The sequence below is a fragment of the Streptococcus rubneri genome, from assembly GCF_004785935.1.
Lineage (GTDB): Bacteria > Bacillota > Bacilli > Lactobacillales > Streptococcaceae > Streptococcus > Streptococcus rubneri.
Genome location: NZ_SRRP01000001.1, coordinates 733,217 through 752,702 on the forward strand (window position 1 = coordinate 733,217; position 19,486 = coordinate 752,702).

Annotated in this window: 14 protein-coding genes and 1 pseudogene; 1 reads left to right on the forward strand and 14 read right to left on the reverse strand. The window is 35.9% G+C overall.

Annotated features, from left to right (window positions below; all coding sequences use genetic code 11):
- Window positions 1-236 precede the first annotated feature (236 nt).
- The 11 genes from E5S68_RS03810 to E5S68_RS03855 form a co-directional block, all read right to left on the reverse strand.
- A complete protein-coding gene (locus E5S68_RS03810) occupies window positions 237-1,766 on the reverse strand; it encodes an ATP-binding cassette domain-containing protein (protein WP_135782413.1) in 1,530 nt (509 codons plus the stop codon).
- Window positions 1,750-2,775, reverse strand: coding sequence for a radical SAM/SPASM domain-containing protein (locus E5S68_RS03815; protein WP_135782414.1), 1,026 nt, complete (start codon window positions 2,773-2,775; stop codon window positions 1,750-1,752). Before E5S68_RS03815 ends, E5S68_RS03810 begins: the two co-directional genes overlap by 17 nt.
- 100 nt (window positions 2,776-2,875) lie before the next feature.
- Window positions 2,876-3,001 (reverse strand): SSH motif RaS-RiPP peptide, encoded by a 126-nt coding sequence (locus E5S68_RS10790; RefSeq protein ID WP_267472554.1) that lies wholly within the window; start codon window positions 2,999-3,001, stop codon window positions 2,876-2,878.
- Window positions 3,002-3,090: 89 nt separating this feature from the next.
- Window positions 3,091-4,140, reverse strand: a complete 1,050-nt coding sequence (locus E5S68_RS03820; protein WP_082782024.1) for a radical SAM/SPASM domain-containing protein — start codon at window positions 4,138-4,140, stop codon at window positions 3,091-3,093.
- Window positions 4,130-4,471: a PqqD family protein gene (locus E5S68_RS03825; protein WP_000157487.1), complete on the reverse strand. Its 342-nt coding sequence runs from the start codon at window positions 4,469-4,471 to the stop codon at window positions 4,130-4,132. Before E5S68_RS03825 ends, E5S68_RS03820 begins: the two co-directional genes overlap by 11 nt.
- A gap of 96 nt (window positions 4,472-4,567) precedes the next feature.
- Complete coding sequence (locus E5S68_RS03830) at window positions 4,568-5,440, reverse strand: Rgg/GadR/MutR family transcriptional regulator (RefSeq protein ID WP_135782415.1); 873 nt, start codon at window positions 5,438-5,440, stop codon at window positions 4,568-4,570.
- 250 nt (window positions 5,441-5,690) lie between these two features.
- Window positions 5,691-5,999: a DUF5966 family protein gene (locus E5S68_RS03835; protein WP_135782416.1), complete on the reverse strand. Its 309-nt coding sequence runs from the start codon at window positions 5,997-5,999 to the stop codon at window positions 5,691-5,693.
- Entirely contained in the window at window positions 5,992-6,276 is a 285-nt protein-coding gene (locus E5S68_RS03840) for a DUF5962 family protein (RefSeq protein WP_000969640.1), read from the reverse strand. Before E5S68_RS03840 ends, E5S68_RS03835 begins: the two co-directional genes overlap by 8 nt.
- Before the next feature lie 74 nt (window positions 6,277-6,350).
- Complete coding sequence (locus tag E5S68_RS03845) at window positions 6,351-12,569, reverse strand: helicase-like domain-containing protein (RefSeq protein ID WP_195412012.1); 6,219 nt, start codon at window positions 12,567-12,569, stop codon at window positions 6,351-6,353.
- 47 nt (window positions 12,570-12,616) lie between these two features.
- Entirely contained in the window at window positions 12,617-13,027 is a 411-nt protein-coding gene (locus tag E5S68_RS03850; protein ID WP_014713375.1) for a thrombospondin type 3 repeat-containing protein, read from the reverse strand.
- Between the two features lie 151 nt (window positions 13,028-13,178).
- On the reverse strand, window positions 13,179-13,745 hold the full coding sequence (locus E5S68_RS03855; protein WP_135782418.1) for a PBECR4 domain-containing protein: 567 nt from the start codon (window positions 13,743-13,745) through the stop codon (window positions 13,179-13,181).
- A gap of 18 nt (window positions 13,746-13,763) precedes the next feature.
- Between E5S68_RS03855 and E5S68_RS10505 the strand changes: the two genes are divergently transcribed.
- On the forward strand, window positions 13,764-13,952 hold the full coding sequence (locus tag E5S68_RS10505; protein ID WP_167470826.1) for a hypothetical protein: 189 nt from the start codon (window positions 13,764-13,766) through the stop codon (window positions 13,950-13,952).
- Window positions 13,953-13,982: 30 nt separating this feature from the next.
- On the opposite strand, the pseudogene E5S68_RS03865 reads toward E5S68_RS10505, so the two are convergent.
- The 3 genes and pseudogenes from E5S68_RS03865 to E5S68_RS03875 all read right to left on the reverse strand — a co-directional run.
- Window positions 13,983-16,643, reverse strand: a pseudogene (locus tag E5S68_RS03865) (phage tail tip lysozyme); the annotation flags it as partial.
- Window positions 16,644-16,807: 164 nt separating this feature from the next.
- Complete coding sequence (locus E5S68_RS03870) at window positions 16,808-19,165, reverse strand: VirB4-like conjugal transfer ATPase, CD1110 family (RefSeq protein WP_135782420.1); 2,358 nt, start codon at window positions 19,163-19,165, stop codon at window positions 16,808-16,810.
- A complete protein-coding gene (locus E5S68_RS03875) occupies window positions 19,116-19,475 on the reverse strand; it encodes a PrgI family protein (RefSeq protein ID WP_074324869.1) in 360 nt (119 codons plus the stop codon). The genes E5S68_RS03870 and E5S68_RS03875 overlap by 50 nt, the downstream gene beginning before the upstream one ends.
- Window positions 19,476-19,486 lie beyond the last annotated feature (11 nt).

Below are 19,486 nucleotides of genomic sequence, written 5' to 3' on the forward strand. Positions count from 1 at the left end.
AGAATCCTTAATTTTTTATAATACTATCAAATAATTGTCTCAAATTCACCGAGCTGATCACAGGAAAAACGAGGCCTGACTAAAACAAGCGCACGGCATTTAAACCCCCAAAAAAACCGAAATGCGTTGAAAGCGTATGATCAGTTTTATAATGACTAGATAATAGATGATGAAAATCAGGAATATCCAAAATCACATTCTTATGAAAACTCTTTTGAACTTTTGAAAAGCTTATGTTAGTCATGTTTTAGAACTCTTCTCACAACAACCAACTCCCCATCCTTGATTTCCCAGACCTGGTCAAATCGTTCTAACGCCTCTTCTTGACGGTGGAGGGTGATGATAACAGCACTTGGCAAGCTGAGAACCTTGTCCAATTCCTTTTGAAACTGGCTAGCATCCAAGGCAGAAAAAGGCTCATCCATGATAATCAGCGGACTCTGACGATTTTTCTCACGATTAAGATACATGCGTTGTTGCTGTCCACCTGATAGAGATTGGGGTGGTGTCTTTTCAAACTCCTCATCCCTGAAATTCTCATCTAAAGTCTTGAAAATGGTGACATTATTGTCATAAGAAGAAATAAAAGTATGCTCCTGCTGCAAAATCATACCAAATTTGCCCCAGAGTTGATGAACAGGGAGATGATCAAGTAAGATTTCGCCTTGAAAATCTCGGTCAGTCCCGTTTAAAATGTTGAGCAGACTACTCTTTCCAGAACCATTTTCGCCGATGAGGGCAATCTTGTCCCCCTTGCGAATTTCAACGTGGGGAATAGTCAAGCTAGACTCCCCCAGTCGCTTGGTGATATGGTTTAGCATCAGGGTCTCGAAAGACATCTGAGGTGCCTGAACAGCGGACGGACAGCTGACAATTGCTTGAAAACTTTGCACCACAGGTTTGACCGACTCCAGCATTTGCAAGTCGTATAGGATTTCCTGAATTGGCTCCGAAAAAGCAGTGATATAGCCAAAGCTAGCCACAACCTCAGGAATGCCCAACTGCTGGGTGGCAAGGGAGTAAGCGAGATAAGCGAAAAGGACAATGCTGATAAACTCAAAGGAAAGCCCCGTCAGCAGGATACCCATGATTTTGGTCAAACCATAGCCCAGATACTTATCCTGCAAGGTGTTTAGAGCATTTCGTTGCTGGTCCTGAAAGCCAGACAAGGTGACTTGATTGACCAGATGGTGTCCCTTGAGCAAATCCTCCAAAGTACGATAGTAATTTCCCTGCTTTTCTAGATAAACCTGCCGACGTTGGGCGGTTAACTTCCCCACAATCTTGGGAATTTGAATACTGACAGCTGTCGAAACAAGCAAAATCAAAGCGACCAAAGGATTGATGGTGCGACTAATCACCACAGTGTAAATGAGAATCCTCAGAATTTGCTTGATAAAACTCATAAGAGGTGGTAGGTAGTCCTTCTCCAAGGAATCTAGGTCGTTTGATTGATAGGAAATGTACTCTGCCACCGTTTTCTGCTTGAAATCGTGGTGTCCCAGCTCCAAAAGCGCCTGAAACCAGTCATTTTTAAGATGAGTGGAAAAGAGAATTGCCTGCTTCCAATCCAAACGCATCTGGATATAGTTGCAACCCAGATAGCACAACACCGCCAGGCAGTAGCCATACAAGGCAATTTGATAATGCCCCCTAACCAATTCCTGGGTGAAATAGGGTAGCAAGGCAGTGCAGACATTGGAAATACCACCAAAAACCAGATTAAAGAAAAGATACCAACGCAGCGGTTTAAGATAAATCTGCATAGACTATACTCCTTGCTAAAGCTGTTTTTTTGCATATCGTAGAACAATTTCTACTGTCTCCCGATTCTGATAATGCAATACCAGGACATTGCGTACAATAATTAGAAATCGCACATGTACTACAATTCTTACTGTTTTTTAAAGTGTATTTTGCTATCTTATTGAAAGCCGATCTATTCCATATTTCTCTGATAGGGGTCAGATATATATTTCCAATACTCCTACTGTAAAGAGAACATGGTTGTACTGCTCCTAAACATGTTATATATAGTGATAACTCCACAGAACTACACGTTAAAAAATTTTCATTCTTATGAACAAAAGTAACACCATTTATTTCATCTATTTTTTTCTGTATTGGAATTAGTTGTTTTAGAGTCAACGATTTCACTCTAACCTCATTTCCTATCGTACCTCTCCTTGGAACAATTTGGGTATCAACCTTATATTTGAAATTATTTTTCTTACAAAAATCATATACTTTATCAATGGAGTTAATGTTTTGTAAAAATAGAGGTGTTTTTACCTCTACTAGAATATCAAATTTCTTTAATAATTCTAGATTATGAAGACATCTTTCCAATGAACCTTTTTTATTGGTAATCTGATCGTGAATCTCTTTATCCATTGAGAATATTGTACAAGAAATATAATCAATATATAGATCTGACAAAATTGCAATACGTTGCTCATTCAACATTGACACATTTGAATAGATAATTACATTGAAAAACATTTCCCTAGCAATCTTAATATATTTCATAGCAAAAGGATGTGCAAACACTTCTCCTCCTGTAAAAACAATTTCAAATGTACCTAACTCTCGTAATTGAACTAAGAGATTTCTAAAAGTATCTAAATCAAATCCTTTCTGATTATATTCTGAAATGTAACAATGTTCACATCTCCAATTACAAAACGAAGTTATTTCAATCGTTACTGAGTATAAATTACGATTTTCTCGGTATAATTTTATAACATCTGTTATATCTTTAATAGTTTCAGTCATGCATATCACAACTCCTAAAAAGGTAAGCAAAGAATGATACAAGTTAAAATTATTTAATCATCCTTTGCATTACCTTTAGCAACGTCTAATCAAAAGTTGATTAGTTACTACTTGTGTCAACAACAATATGAGAACTTCCACCACTACATAGTGCTGACTTTGTACTACTGACAACAACTGTTGGTGTTTTAACAACCAATTGTGGTTTTTTGAAAACTTTAGCCATGAACCCTCTCTCCTTTCCCATCATGTAGTACTTATATGCCTCTCTCCAGAGGAATTAAAAATAACACTTCATATCTCTCTAACTAAAAATTAACAATGAAAACTCGTTATACCAATGCCAGAATAATAGTCTTGATTAACATACCTTGCTCTAGCTACTTGACGCTCAGATTTTAAACATCCCCAAAGAGATTTATCCTCAAGTAATGCTATACCACTACATCTATTGCAATACTTATTAAGTGGGCAACTTGGGCACTTCTCCAATTCGCTAAATTTCTTATTTTGAATCTCGTGTAAAGTAGTAGAATTTAACCAAATATCCTTGATGGAAGTGTTTAATATGTTTCCAATAGGCATGTTTAAATTATTACATGCTAAAAAATTTCCATTTGATTCAATAGTACAACTGTATCTTGTTGCATTACAGACATACATACTTGAATTATTTTCGAAACATCTAAAATTTCTAATTGTGTCTATTTTTACTATATTCTCATTTAAGAACTGATCACTCACACGAAATATAGACGGGGTGGCATTACCATCAGTTTTATAAAAGATATTCGTTGTAGCTAAATGCTTAAAATTCATATTTTTACAAAACTCTGACACTTCATCAATACAATTTTGGTTGGTAGTAAGAATAATCTGTTTAACTTCCACTGGTATATCGTATTCTTTTAATAAATTCAAATTGGCTACCGTTTTCTTTAGTGAACCTTTAACTGAAGTTATTTGATCATGGATATTTTCATTCATTGAAAACACCGTACATGATACTTGAGAAATATTCAATTCAGCTAACGCCTTAATTATCTCCTCATTCAACAATGAAACATTCGTAAACAATTTAACATCAAAGAACATCTCTCTAGCATCTCTAATAATTTCCAATGTATCTGGTCGTGTAAATATCTCACCACCTGTAAAGAGCAATTCAAACGTCCCCATCTCTCTCAAATCCTGAAACAATTCATAAAGACATTCTCTTGAAATCCCCTTAGTGACATACGAAGGAAGATAACAATGCTTACACCGCCAATTACACCTTGTTGTTAATTCTATAGTAACAGATAGTAATGTTTTGTTTTTTGAAGCTAAAGCGTATATATCATTATCATAGAATTCAGAGTTCATAAATTAGTCCATTCTCTAAGAGTTCTAGTACAAACTCATCTACCAGTGACTTAATTTCAGAAATGTCACAGCCATATATCTCAGAAAGGCTTAGTAAAACTTGATTATAAGTCCTCTGCTTGGAAAAAGAAAGCCAAATATCTTTTGAGGAATCTTCCAGTAAAAACATTTTATTTATCTGTTTATCTAAAATATAAACTACCCCTGTCGTTGGCTCCATTTGCCAGGCTAACTGTTTCGAATAATAATACCTCATTGATAATTCTGAATCTGCTGTACTAATTGCTGTTAGTTCAGTTTCCATCAATTCATATTTCTCTAAACTAGCCATGACTATCCCTTCTTTGCTTTAAATTATATTTGTAAGCTTACGAGCATAGTTTATCACTTTATAAATCTAATTCTATTTTGTCCCAAATCTGCACTTTCATTTATCATCTGATAAAGGTGCTAATATTTTAATTAAATGCTCCTCATATCTTTCTGCAAGTTTCTCACATTCTGCTGCACGCATAAATCCAATTACTTTTCTCATTTTTAGGATTGATTTTGTTGTCTGTTCTTTTTTAAATTCATAAAAAGAGCGTGCATATGTAAAAATCAACCGTTCATAAATTTCGGATTCATCAAAATAAAAATGCGAAATTTGTTTTTCAAAATATTTTGCATCCGTTAGATAATCTCTTTCAATACAAATGATAAAAGCATTTAGAGCCATACTAGCGATTACTCTTCTATAACTAGGTATGTCATGATAAAACTCAGTTCTATGTAACATCTCTTTAGATAATAATAGAAATGTTTCATGATTGAAAATATACATGATATTTCCAAATAATAAAATTTCAAACATTCCCCAATAATCAACACTAAATAAGTAATTGGTTATTCTGTTTATATCCGTATCGCTGAAATATTCTTCGTTAGAAAGTTCTTGTAATTTTATTTTTAAAAAAATAATTTCGATTGTTGAAAAAATAGATAAATCATCATTTTCCATGAGTTTAATCAACATTTTATGTAATTTAGCCACGTTTCTCTTAAGGAAACACTGCTTAACTTCATCTATAAGTTGATAAAAGTGATCTCTTTTAAAATCATTAGCTGCAAACATAAATTCCTCGATGGGAACATTTATCTGTTCAAGAGCCAACAAAAATTTTGTTATCGTTAAATCTGTCTCCCCCTTTTCAAACCTAGACAGCTGTGAACGTGATATTCCTTTGTGCTCAATCTCTCTAAGAGTAATTTTTCTTGATTCTCTAAATAATTTATATATTTCTCCAAATTTTTTTAACATCCTATACCTCCATGAGCAAATATGGGACAAATCTCAAATAAAATCTATCCATGTGATAAAATATGACTAGATTATACCATAATAATTAAAGTTTTTATTAATTTATTAAAGGAGGTTTCACATGAATATTCCCAAAAGAAGATTCATATTGATTTTACTTGAAATCATCATTATCATCGCCTTATAATTACAATTCTGTAATTTAGCGCCTATATAAAAAACAGCTGAACAACCTTGTTCAACTGTTTTTTTACTCTCTTTTCCAACTGATAATTTTTAAAATACCAAAGACAAGAAAGGCTAGATTAAAAGTTACATAAAATACTGTAAAACTGATCAGACCATTCTGAGATAAATCTTCCATATAAAGGGTCGGTTCAGTAAAGAATAAATAAATTCCATAGACCTCTACAAAAATAAGAAAACTGACAAAACCAATAAGGAAAAGTCCACTGGCAATAAGAAAGAGTCTCCATAAAAGAATGAGAATTCCTCCTACTGCTAAAAAAAATACTGGGATAAGGAATAAATCATTCATGACTTTCTCCTTTCTAGTCAATCAATTGACGATAATGGGTGGCAAGAGAGGAATCAAACTCTTCTAATTTTTGAACTAAGTCCAAATACTCCTCTTTCTCATGTTCTTCAAAGTCCACACCTCGATGATTCTGAAGAGCAATTTCCAATTGACTAGTAAGTTCTCGTTTAGAAAAACTGTAATCCCCTGTCACTTCCTCATAATGTTCCTTTAGTTCCTTGTAGGCTTGGTATTCTTCAGGTGTTTGAAATCCCTGTACCAAAGCCTCTTCTAATTGATAATAGGTATCTTCCATCATAATTGTTACCTCGTTTCTTTCTATCCTTATTCTACCGCGCTTTTCTTTTCTTGTCCGCTATTTGTATCTATTTTTTACTCCAATTCAAAAGAAAGTTGTTCTTGCTTTTCTTTTCCTTTTTCATGGAATTGTCTTAAGGCCTGATCAATAATATCTAAATCCGTTTCCGTTTCAATCAATGGCGCGAGTACATCGTATTCGGCCTTTTTAGTTTGATAATCCTCTTCCTTTGGAAAGTTTTTCTCAATTTCTACTTTAGCAGTATTCCATTTATCCTTTAATTCATCCAATAAGTTCTGAGTTTTCACTTGGTCCTCTTTAATGTGATCAATCGTATGCTGAAGCCTTTGAATTGTCCCCAAAGGAGAATACAGATCTAAACTGACAGAATACTGATTTTCTCCTACAATCTTAACAGAGAAGGTTTCAGGAAGAGGTTGATTTGTTGGAAGACTAAGCATTTTAATGTCAAATCCTCGATAGCTTGCTAGGGTACGGAATTCTTTGCTGTCAGCTTGATTATGACGGATAAGACGGTGTAGGGATTCCCCTGCTTCAGATCGTTGATCAAAAGCTTGCTTACCTACCGTCATAGAAAATGCCTGGTCTTTCGACATTTCAGACTGTTGAATGTCTCCTTCATATTTGCTTAATCGTTTCTCAAGAATGGGCATATTTTCTTCACAGTAAGAGATTGTATGACGATAGTGATCCTTGCTGCGTTGAAAGGCGCGTCTTTGATTTTCTAATAGAGTTAGATCATTCTCTAGTTCCATCTTATATTTGAGATAAGGATTACCTGTTGCTAGTGCCTTAAAATCAGAAGCTGTCATGGTCTGCTCATCAATGTCTTCTGCAGCACGAATCGGCTCCTTAGAAGTCATAATCTGCTTAATATAACGGAGTTTGTTCTCCTGAGTTGCCCATAGATAATTATCAAATGAACCTGTGGTAATGTAGTGGTAAATATCCACTTCCTTGTTTTCATTTCCCTGTCGGATAATCCGTCCATTGCGTTGCTGAATGTCACTTGGTCTCCACGGTACATCCAGGTGATGAACTGCTTTCATCTTGCTCTGAACATTTAAACCTGTTCCTCCTTTTTCAGTTGAGGCAAGTAAGATCCGCACCTCTCCTGCATTGACCTTTCGAGACAAACTATTCTTCTTTTCATCACTATTGGCATCATGTACAAAGGCAATTTCCTTACTAGGGACTCCTCTATCAACTAATAAAGCCTTAATCTCAGAATAAACATCAAAGCCATTGTCTTTTTTTTTAGGTGTTCCAATATCTGAAAAAATCATCTGAGTAGCCTTATTTTCCATTCCTTCACGATAAATTCTTTCAACATTATCCACTACCTGAAGCAGTTTATGATTGTCTGCTAGACTATAACTAGAGTCTAATAAACGCATATCAATAGCTAATTTTCGTGCCTCACCTGTTATCTTTAACATGTTATCCTGGCTTGGATCAACTGTTCCACATTTAACCGCATCTGACCTCATAACTAATTCTTCTAAATAGAGTTTCTGGTTTTCAGTTAACTCACTCTCAATAGGTATAATACGAGCTTCTGGAACAGGTAAATCCAACATATCTTGCGTTTGAATGTCGGCTGTTTCTTTATAGATTTTCATCAACTCAGGTAGATTGACAAACTTTTTAAATCGTTTCTTAGGCTGGTACTTATCCCCTGTAGGAGCTAATTCCATAGAGTTTTGAATTTCTCCAAAAGCACCTACCCAAGAGTCAAAATAATCAACTTGATAGCGTTTTAAGATATCCGGTTGAATGTAGTTCATCATAGTATACAGCTCACTAATTGAATTTGAAACAGGTGTTCCTGTCGCAAAGACAATATTTTTAAAATCATGTTCTTCCTGAATCTGTCGAACCTTCATTTCCATATCCACGTTCTTCTTAGAGGTTGTATTGGTAATCCCTGCTACATTTCCAAGTCCAGTAATTGGACGAATATTTTTAAAGTGATGTGCTTCATCCACAAAGAGAAAATCAATTCCTAAGTTCTCAAAATCAATAAAACTATCACGATTGAAACGTTGGAGTTCTTCCAATTGTTTCTCTAGACCACTTATTGATTGTTCTGCTTCTTTAACGGTATACTTATTTTCAGAATGTGTTTTAATCTCTCGTAGTTCATTGAGTTTATCCTCGATATAATTCATCTGTCTTTCTTTACTGACAGGGATTTTTTCAAATTGAGAATCCCCAATGACAATGGCATCGTAATCTCCTGTAATAATACGTGACACAAATTGTTTTCTTCTCGCCTTCACAAAATCTTTCTTAGTGGTCACAAAGACTTTTTTAGTAGGGAAAAATTTCATGATTTCTTGGCCAAATTGAGCAGACAAACTAGAGGGCACCACATACAAGGGCTTATGAACCATCCCCAACTCTTTTAATTTAAACCCAGCACCAAGCATGGTCAAGGTCTTTCCTGAACCTACCTCATGAGCTAATAAAGCTCTTTTTTCTTCTACGATTCTTTGAATGGCATTCTCTTGATGAGGGCGAAGACTGATGTTTTGTGCCAAGCCATCAATGACTAGATGGCTACCATCATACTCTCGACTAACCGTTCGATTATAAAGACGATTGTAACTTTCTTCAATGACTTGTTGGACTTCTGGATACCGTGATACAAATTCTTGAAAGAGCTCTTGTAAATGCTGCTCTTTTGCTCTTAGAACAGAGGTTTTTTCCAAATCTGTGATAGTCTTTTTCTTTTCTCCTTCCGTAACAGTCATGGTAATCGTCGGTTGGTTCGAATTAAGTAAATTCTCAAAAATCTTTCTTCCTGTATCATAACGTGACCCACTGACTCCAAGACTACTATCTTTGGCACTTGGATAGCGATAAGCAAATGATGTCCTTAAATGAACCTGGCCATCGACAGGATTCACTTCAATGACTTGTTCAACATCTGGCGAAGACAATTCAAATTCACGATTGGTAAAACATTCAAAAGCAAATTTACCATAAACGGATTGAGGAATCCAACGTGACCCTATTTTAAACTCAATATCTGCCAGATGAATCCTTGGAGGGCGAACAGATTCTAACAAATCTAAAGCATGGTTCCAATCATATTCTTGGTTGTTTTCCTCCACTAATAGTTGAACTACTTCTATCTTGTTGAGAATGTCTCCTGATAAAAACTGGTTCTTAGAAAGATATTTTCTTTCTCCTCTTAAATAACTTTCTGGATCCATTAAAATCTGGTCACCTAACTCATCTAAAATAGCAGCTTGGCTATGTTCGGGATAAATTGATACCATATAGTCTAAATCAACCCCTCTACCATCCGATAAACTAGAGTTTAAGGCATCTAGAGCCGTTGAAACTCTTGCAATCACTCTCTCCGGCCTAATCAATGCTTTCTCAAAGGCTAAAGATTTTTTATATTTTACTTTCTGATCTTTAGAATCAATGTATTCATCTTCTAAACTTGCTAGTAAAGAATACTTATCGTCACTATCAAATAAGTTCCGATTGACTGAGGCATTCAAGTATCCAAATTGACTTACAAAGCGATTATAGTCACGATTGAGTTTACTAAGTAATACCTGAAAATCTGTCCGACTATAATCTGGATGACGTTGAATTTCAATTAAGGATTGATAGGTCTCTCTCAAATCAACCATGCCCTTAATGCGACTAATATCCTTATCCGATAAGGGACTTTCATAAAAGACAGTTTTTTTGAACAGTCCCTTATATTTCCCCCTTTTACTCGCTTCTTCTGACTTGTAAACATCTAGTGCTTCCTCATCAGTCAAATGAAGTTGCACGAATCGGTCTATTTTATGTTCAGACAAAGAACTGTCCCAAGCTTTAAAATCTCCCTTCTCATCTACATAATAACTAATTTCGTCAACTTTTGAACTTTTCCGAATGCCATGCGTATCTCGGTAATAAATTTGATTTCCCTCATATCCAAAAGAATAGAGCGTTAAGTCCTCACGTATACGACTTGGGATAGAATTATCCACTTCTTCTTGGATAAAAACAGGTGCTTTCAAAGAATTGTCAATTTGTTTAGGTGCTTCTACATTCTCTAATGCTTTCATTATGTCAGTAGCTAATGTTTCTGATTCCCCCTTAACATTGAGGGTTCCTCCATTAAAATTACGTACCTCATATTGACCCAAAACTTGTGTATTGTATTTCCCATCAAAATAAGGATTGATCCAGACACGCTTATCCTCCTCAAAGGGAATAGAGCCACTAAAAACAAGTTCCTCCTCATTAAGATTCTTTGCTTGATCCTTTTGAAAGAAGAGGAGATCTGTGGTCACTCGAGTACCTGCAATCTTTTTAAAAGCCGTATCCGGCAAACGAACACCCCCTAAAAAATGAGTTTTGGTTTTAATCTCTTGTAAGACATTATCTGTCCGCTTATCCATTGTGCCAATAGAAGAGATAATCGAAACTTGTCCTCCATCTCTTACTAAATCAAGTGAGTGTTTGACAAAGTAATCATGAATCATATAAGGTTTATCATAGTTTTTATCTGCAATGCGAAAATTTCCAAATGGAACATTCGTTAAGACTAAATCAAAACTATTATTTTGATAGGAAACTTCTTCAAATCCTCGCACTTCAATATGGGTATTGGGGTGGAGTTGTTTTGCGATTGCGCCTGTCACGCTGTCTAATTCAACTCCATAGAGTTCTGACCTCTCTCGTATACTTCTAGGCATAGCCGCAAAGAAGTTCCCAGCCCCCATAGAAGGATCTAAAATCCTTCCTCCTTCAAAACCATCATCCAGTAATTTTTGCCAAATCTGGCGAATAATCATTGGGTCTGTATAATAGGCTGTAAGAGAACTTTGTTTCATGGTGGAGTATTCTGATTTACTTACTAAGCTCCTAAGAGTTAAACGTTCTGATTCGTACTTTGGATTGAGTTCATCGAAAAATTCATTGGCAAGACCACCCCATCCAACATACTTGGCTAGTAGTTCTTGTTCTTCTGGATTCGCTTGTCGTCCCTCTTTTTCTAATCTTTTAACAAGTTCAATTGCGGCGATATTCGTTTCAATCTTTTCTCGATTTGTCTTAGGATAAAAGTCCTCTAAGTCATCTGGAAAAACAAAATCTTGAACAGTAACATCCGTCTCTTCTATACCTGAAATTAAAGGTTTTATTTCCTTATCCTTTTCATTATCTTCTTCCAGGTAGGAAAACAAATCTATTTCCTGACTTTCACTTGATGGATTAATCTCAATCTCTGAATCTTCTTTTTCAAGTTCTACATGAGACAATACTTGTTCAATCTCTTCCAAACTGTTCAAGTATAAAATAGGGTTCTCTTCAAATAACTGGTTAGAATCATTGAATAGCTCTAGGCGAACTAAGTCATTTAACTGTGCATTTTCAATCGAAACCAATTGAAATACTTGTCCTTTATAACTTACTTGTGAACCGATTGGATATTCCCTCAAAGCTTCTTCTACAATTTTATCTACTTTAGATAGGGAATGAACTTCCACATTTTCTTCTACCTGGTCAATATTATCTAAAGGTAAGACCGCTTCCGCTACTTGCTTAGACTTTTCTCTTATAGCTTTCACTTCATCAAAATGAGTAATAATCTTCAGCTTTTGTGTCAGTGGGAGTTGTGTGTAGTTTTCTTCATGATGGACAAGATCCGTAACGGTATCTAAAGTAGCCATCAATTCTGAACCCAAATAGGCTAGAGCATCTCCCTCTTTTTCTTCAAAATGAATCTCAAGAAGTTCTTTTTTTAGTTCTTTGGAATCAACCATTAGAAGAAATTCCTCTATATCTCTACTAATACGGTCAGATAGATTATTCGCAACCCGATAGACATTGACTAAATTGACATCCTGATTCTGATGAAATACAAGCTCACTTAATGGTGTTAGCTTCTCTTTTTCAGATTGGATATAAAATCGAGTGGAAAGGTTATAGGTTGCGACTTCTAGCACCAAGTTTTTCTCAAAATTACTTAATTGAGATAATTTACTTAGACCTGCTTGTCCAAATTTTCTTGTGTAACTTTCTAAATCTTGGTCATTATTTTCAGAACTGGCCTCTAGGAAAGAAACAATATCTTGATGAAACGAATAGACATGAGGTATCTCTTCTATTTTGCCCTCTTTAGTCAAAAAACTCTCTACCAAATCCTGCCATTTCTCATCAAAATGTTGCGCTTGATAACGAAGAAATAGGTCCATTTTCTCCCTATCTTTTGGAATTGTTCCACGAAACATAGCCAATAATTGCATTACTTCCATACTCGCTCCTTTCATCTATACGAAAATAGGAGAATCACATGATTCCCCTACAACTCTATCTCCATTTCAACCTCTTGAGGACTGATTTCTAAATCACTAGATAAAAGAGAAACGGCATCCGTTCTCATGTAGTAAGTATATAAGTCTTCTAGGTCTTGTTGGTTTTCAATCCCTGTTTCAATACTAATCAGAGCCTGTATAAATTCCTTGTAGTGACTCTCCATCATATCTGAAATCTTTTGTTTCATTTCCATAAATACTGAGGACGGTTCAGTGATACTTGTTTGGTCTATGTCTTGTAAATCCTTTTCTAAGGGATTGGTTCCTTCTTCTATTTCCACTAAATCTGAACGTCCATCACCATCAGAATCTGCGCTAAGAGGATTGGTTCCTAGCGCCAATTCTTGAGCATCAGTTAGTCCATCTTGATCCGAATCACGTTGATAAATGGCTTCCATATACTTCCTTCTTTCCTAGTTAATCTTTTTTCACTCCAATCCTACCAAATATTCCTTGAAAGAAGTATCACAACAAAAAAAGAGAACGAGCCAAAACTGCGTTCTCCTTAAAATGATAAAAATATATATTATGCTACAAAAAATATGTAAACTAATCTTTTAAATAATAAAAAAGTTCCGACGTTTGTAAATGTTTTGAGTAAATTGAAATTACTTTTTGACCTTTTGGAAATACTGTCTTTCTCTTCAAATCTAATAAAGATTGAGGAACAATTTTCTTTGATGTCTCTTTCAATGTTAATGCTAGTATCTGTTTTCTTGTACGTAGAGCATAGTCAAACTCCAAATACAAATAACGTCCTGAACCAGTTAGATGAACATGTTTTCCCAATAATTCCTCAATGGATCCTAAAACTTGTAACTTTTGCATCGTGGTTCCATCTTTTTTTATTTTCAACTCATCAATTATGATATGTCTATTTAAACAATCGTCAAAGAAACTGCCTGCACCTTTTCGGTAATCAACACCACATAGGTGCATGAAATTAGTAGGTGAAAAATGAAGTTCAACACTTTCTATTTCCGTTTCATAATACATGATTTTGCCAACGAAGTGCTCTTTAAAAAAAGAAGCCGCAATATGTAACTGATTAAAAAAATGCTGAAGTTTTATTTTTTCGGTGTAATTTGGATTACAATAATCTCTAGAATTTGCCATTTTTTCCTCACAAAAAAGGTGGTTTACAGAATCTGTAAGCCACCTAGTCAGTCGGTTTATTCTGGTGTCTGCCACCGCTTGGCCCTTACGTCCAAGATTGCTATCGGATTTCGTTCTGGTGTCCGCCACCGCTTGGCCCTTATGTCCAAGATTACTATCAGATTGACCATGAGCCGACCACTCATCTACACTATTTATTCTACCTGAAAATGGCTAAAATTTCAAGTGTAAACTCTTCTATTTCGTAGTATAGGCAAAACTAATAGCGCTATCTGCTTGCGAGATTTTTCTAAAGGTATAGTTAGGATTGCCACCATAGTTGGTTTCAGACACAAGGAAAGAACCATCATCATAGACCTTCTCTACAAAAGCCACATGACCGTAGATGGCTGGTGTGCCATGTGTACCTCCCACAAAAGAAACAATAGCACCTGCTCTTGGTGTGGAACCCGTTTCTCCACCAAGACTTGACGCTGTCGCAACCCAGTCCTGACCATTTCCCATGGTATTAATGATTGAAATCTTCTCTCCATTACTTCCTTTTAATTTTAAACCTAATTGATTCATACGAGCCGCAACACCCCATGTACATTGTCCATAGGCATAGGCCATACCATCTCCACCACCAGGAACAGAATTCTCATACAAGTCTCCACGGACACCTTCAAGGGATTGCGGGTCACTCTTTGCATGTCCTCCATTTGTTTGGCTAAAGCCTTTTTCAATTTGGTAATACCATTCCGTTGCTCTGGTTTGTCTTTCCAGTAGTTTGTCACCAGAATTTCCCTCCCAATAGGTAAGGAAGAGTTGGGCTAGATTGGCTGCACTGCCCGTATTTCCAAAGAAATCCTTTAACCAACTTTGATAGTAAGGACTATCCCCGTGAAGCATAAAATCAAGTTGGAGGTCTAAATCATACCACTTCTTATTTTTGATATGTGCATAATTCAATAAAGCTGTATGACGTGTTGAACCATCTGCGGTATCTGTCCATTGCCCTAAACCTAGACCTCTATGAAGAATATTAGGATAAGCACCACTATAAATGGCTGGACCTCCAATCGCTAACCAGCTTTCATCATCCCATGAGGAATCGGTAGCGCCAACAGGAGGAGATAAATAATCTCCTTCAGCTCGTTTAGGATTAATAGAAGACTCTACCGACCAATTTCCTAAAATTGCCGCAATGGCTTGGGGACTTGCCCCTTGAGATTTCAAAAACTCATAAATATGTTTTGCTCGTTCAAACTCATCTCCACCAAACTGACCAATGGCTGGTAAGATAGTGGTCTGAAGTTGAATGACTTTTGGAAAATAAAATTGCGGATTGACATACACCAATTTTTCTTTCTTGTTTTTATACTTTTGATAGGAAACTTTCAAACCTGTATCGTCTGGTGTTTCACCAATAATATCACCCGTTAGGACTCTTGTCCCCTCAATCGCACGGCCATTATGAATAGAATACAAGGTCAATCGACTCTCATTCTCTCCTTTTCCGTTAGTTAGAATAACATCATCTCCGTCTAGAGATACAACACCATCCATTGGTGCGACAATTGTTTGGTGAGCCTTCGCTTCTAGTAGAATATACTCCTGAAGAGTAGGTTTTCCGTCTAAATCATAGTATCCATAACGATAAGTCATGGTTAGACTATCTTCGTTGCTTTTCCCCTCAAATGGATTGTCCAATTCCTGCATGGAAGCATAGACACCCTCTTCTTTTAGTTCCTTTATTTCCTCTTGATCGTCTTTCGATAGTTTATACTTAGGAGTTTCATAGAGGTCTTGCATGGATTTCAAATCATCCCCATCGTTTAAATCATGCCACAAAGTAGACAGATAATCCTTGTAAGTTTCTGAACTAAATAAGTGAACTGGTTTGTGTAACTCATAGTCATGGAATTTAAAGTTCATATACCCCATCACATCATCAACTTTTGTGTAATAAGTAATTCCTTTGTCATTTGTGCGAGTATGTTCTGCATCTTCCCAAGTTAGGTGGGTATAAGCTTTTGTTAATTCAAATTCATCTTGTTGAATCAAACTGGCAGATGAAAATCCTAAAAAGAAGCTCATTATAAGTAAAAGAAGAAAGACTATTCCTCCAACTATCCAGGTTACAGGATTTCCAGCCGCAAATGTAAAGAAGGAAAAGGCTGCTTTTAGTTTTTGATAGATATTTCGGACACTTGTAAGACCTTGTTTCTTTAATTTTCGAAACCGATTTTTAAAGGAACTTGGATTATCTTTCGCTAGTTTCCATCCTTTTCCATCCTTAAAATGATGGTATCGCTCTTTTGTGTTGGTCAGCCTTTTCTTGGTAAAACGACCTGTTGCTTGTCCTGTTTTGACACTAGCTTTTCCAAGGTTATAAGAAATCCGACTGTAGCGTTTCCCTTTTCTAATGGTATCTTTTAGAGTGCGATAAGCTTCTAAATCTTCATTTTCTGAAGCTAACTCTCCACCTTCACGTCCAAGGACATAAAGAAAAGTTTTGGCTTTCCTACTGACTTTTTTGGACTTATAGGCTTGTTTAGTAGATTTTAGATTCTCTTTTGCGGCCTTGACTTCTTTCTTAGCTTTTAATTCTTCTAAACTCTTCCCTTGAAAGGAAAAATTAGATTTATGTTTCGATTCCTGACTGTAAAGAAATTTTTGATTGGTTTTTCTTTCTTTACGACTCTCTTTTCTTTCTTCTTTTGCTTCTACCTTGGCTTCTCTAAATTGCTTCTTGGCTATTTTCAATCGTTTCCTAGCATGAGGCAACCGTCTGTCTCTTAATTCTTTCCGATTCAAAAGAGATGGAGGACTATTTTGAAGAATATGATTGTAGTCTTCATTTGCTTGTCTTACTCTCTCCTTTGAAGCTTCTCTCATCTCCTCTAGCTTTTCTTTTATCTCTTTTTTCCATGCTTTTTCATCTAGTCCAGCGGAATCATTTTTCTGTTTCCTCACCTCCTTCTTTCCTTGTTTCAAGAATTTCTTCTCATCTTTTAGAATTCTTCTAAATGCCTTTCGGGCACGTATGATTTCTCTTTTATCCTTCATTTACCTTCCCCTTAATTAGAAGCCATTTTATCAGGATCTGTACTCATGATATCAAACAATTGAGTACCTTGAGGAATCTTATTTTTAAAGGGAACAACAACTGAACCAGCTTTTATCAGTCCTGCCCCTTTTTCTGGATTGGCAAGGTATTTTTCAAGTTCTTTTGACAAGCCTAAGAGTTGAACCAGTTCTTCTCTATCATTTTTTGCTTGCTTGAGGAGAATCATAAATTCACTATTTGCAATAATCCGTCTACCATTTGGATCTAACAATAAGGTTTCGACGTTTTGAGTTATTCCAGTCGGACTAGCTCCATATTTTCTGACACGACTCCACAATTTAAAGAAGAAATCACTGGCATATTTATCTAATAAGAGAAGCTGCATTTCATCAAAATAAATCCAGGTCTTCTTCCCTAATTTTTGGTTCCGAACGACACGATTCCATATCTGATCAAAAACAACCATAAGGGCGATTTGTTTCAGCTCATCTCCTAACTTCTTAACGTTATAAATCAAGAAATTAGATCCTGTCTGAATATTTGTCTTATGAGAAAAAATATCAAGAGAACCTTCGACATACAGTTCCATATCAAGTGCCAAATTCTGCGCTTCTTCTTCTGGTTGTTGACTCAATACAAAGACCCATTCTTCCAAAGAAGGCTCTTTAAATGACTGATAGGTGAGTCTCGTAACTCGGTCGATAATCGATTTTTCTCTTCCATCCATTTTTCTATCCAATAACTTGCCGATAAAGGATAAAAGAAATTCTGATTTTACCTTTACAGGATCTTCATCCATATTTTCCTCAGACAAGTCAAGGACATTGAGATAGGTTTGGGAGTCAGGCGCAATATCAATCATTTCTCCCCCAAAAGTCCGTCCAATGACACTGTACTCTGCTTCTGGATCCACGATGATAATTTCAGTATTTTCACCAGATTCCTTGATTTTGGTCGTGATAATTTCATGCTTGGTTGCCATCCCTTTCCCAGCTCCAGATGTTCCTAAAATCAGACCAGACGGTGTATTTAATAGGCTGCGATCAATGGTAATAATATTACTTGATATTTGATTGATACCGTAATATTTCCCACTACGGTCTTGTAAATCTACTGAAGTCCAAGGTGAGTTCACTGCTATATTGGACGTTAATAAACTCCGTGATACTCCCTCTAAAAAATCACAACCAAATGGTAGCAAACTATTAAAGGCTGCTTCTTGCATATATGGAAGTTTATCAATCATTAGGTCATTTGAGCCGGCCACTTGTTGGATAGTGTCTAGGGCTTGTTTGAGTTCTTCTTCATCCTGACCAAAGACCCCAATCAAGAAGACCGTTTGAAATAGTTTATCTCCTGTCTCGGTCATGGTTTTTAAGAGTTCCTCAGCTTCATCGATATTGCTTTCTAATACATGACCTACTTTTTCCAAATAGATACCTGTACGAGCTAGTTTTTGTTGTTCCCCAATCTTTTGGGATTCCATTAAGGTTTTCTTTGTTCGTAGTTTCTTCATGGCATCTGCCTTGGTCGAACTTTGAGCATGAAGGCTTACAATCAATTCCAGATCTCCTTGCATGAGGTCTCGGATAAACTGATCCCCTAATTCCATACCGTAGTCTCTCACATAGACAATCTGTAATAAGCGGTCATTGATTTGTAGGTAATTCTTGTTTTTAAAATCCAATAGATTAGGTGCTATGAAGTGACGAGTTGTCTGGCCAGATCTCGTTAAATCACGATAAGAAAAAGGAAGATGGTGTTCTCCTCTAAGCATATCTGCCAACAAGTTCACCCGTTCTTCTCCAGTCAAGGATCCAAATCGAGCATCAATTTCTGAGAAACCACTCTTGAAATATTCGCCTATTTGAGACAAGGAACGATAAGCTTGTTTGGGATTAGAATCCTTTCTACCAAAACTAATCAGTTTCACAGCCGAAAAGTTATTTTCACCACTATCTAAATTTTGATTCATCATCCGATTCAATTCTTTACGATAGCTATCGTACCCATCTTCTTTTTCCTCATACAAAACACTGTGTCTGAATTTTTCTAAATTCAATCTTTTATTAAAAATGGTCAATTGGAAGTTGGTTTGGTCATCTAAAGAGTTAATCAAATCAGAATACTTCTCAATGATTGCTCCCTTATCTTCTAAACCAACAGTCTGGTAATTGACATCACCAAGTAAATAGCTTTGTGAGAAATAATCTTCTTTTACCTGCATCAGACCATTTTGATACAAGGCTTGATAGGAAAGAGTATTAGCCGTTGATGGTAACACTTCCTCTTTTTTATCTTTAACTTCTTCCTTTTTATTAGTCGTTGAAGTTTTTTGTTTCTTTAATGTATTTGATTTTCTTTTCATGTTCAAGTCCTTTCTTTCCTGAAATTGTGCGTAGGGGTATCGTTAGTTCAAAATGAAGACGGTATTTCAAATAATGTTCAAAATATAAATCATTGGGTTTATAGACTCCAAAAAGCAAGAGGGGGATGGTAAAAGCAAACACAAAACCGTAAACAAACCAATCTCCAAATTGCCAGAAAAAGAGATTCAAGCCCAAAACAATAATTGTGACAATAAAGGCTGGTAAAACAAAGATGATTTGTCTTGTGGTGAAACCTAACCAAGCCCTGTGTTGGTATTTTGAGATGTCTTTAAAAACACGTGTATTCATGACTTTCCTTT

What these genes read in the sequence shown, in the direction of transcription:
- E5S68_RS03810 (WP_135782413.1), bottom strand. Translation starts at nt 1,766, where the DNA reads ATGCAGATTTATCTTAAACCGCTGCGTTGGTATCTTTTCTTTAATCTG.
- E5S68_RS03815 (WP_135782414.1), bottom strand. Translation starts at nt 2,775, where the DNA reads ATGACTGAAACTATTAAAGATATAACAGATGTTATAAAATTATACCGA.
- E5S68_RS10790 (WP_267472554.1), bottom strand. Translation starts at nt 3,001, where the DNA reads ATGGCTAAAGTTTTCAAAAAACCACAATTGGTTGTTAAAACACCAACA.
- E5S68_RS03820 (WP_082782024.1), bottom strand. Translation starts at nt 4,140, where the DNA reads ATGAACTCTGAATTCTATGATAATGATATATACGCTTTAGCTTCAAAA.
- E5S68_RS03825 (WP_000157487.1), bottom strand. Translation starts at nt 4,471, where the DNA reads ATGGCTAGTTTAGAGAAATATGAATTGATGGAAACTGAACTAACAGCA.
- E5S68_RS03830 (WP_135782415.1), bottom strand. Translation starts at nt 5,440, where the DNA reads ATGTTAAAAAAATTTGGAGAAATATATAAATTATTTAGAGAATCAAGA.
- E5S68_RS03840 (WP_000969640.1), bottom strand. Translation starts at nt 6,276, where the DNA reads ATGATGGAAGATACCTATTATCAATTAGAAGAGGCTTTGGTACAGGGA.
- E5S68_RS03845 (WP_195412012.1), bottom strand. Translation starts at nt 12,569, where the DNA reads ATGGAAGTAATGCAATTATTGGCTATGTTTCGTGGAACAATTCCAAAA.
- E5S68_RS03850 (WP_014713375.1), bottom strand. Translation starts at nt 13,027, where the DNA reads ATGGAAGCCATTTATCAACGTGATTCGGATCAAGATGGACTAACTGAT.
- E5S68_RS03855 (WP_135782418.1), bottom strand. Translation starts at nt 13,745, where the DNA reads ATGGCAAATTCTAGAGATTATTGTAATCCAAATTACACCGAAAAAATA.
- E5S68_RS03870 (WP_135782420.1), bottom strand. Translation starts at nt 19,165, where the DNA reads ATGAAAAGAAAATCAAATACATTAAAGAAACAAAAAACTTCAACGACT.
- E5S68_RS03875 (WP_074324869.1), bottom strand. Translation starts at nt 19,475, where the DNA reads ATGAATACACGTGTTTTTAAAGACATCTCAAAATACCAACACAGGGCT.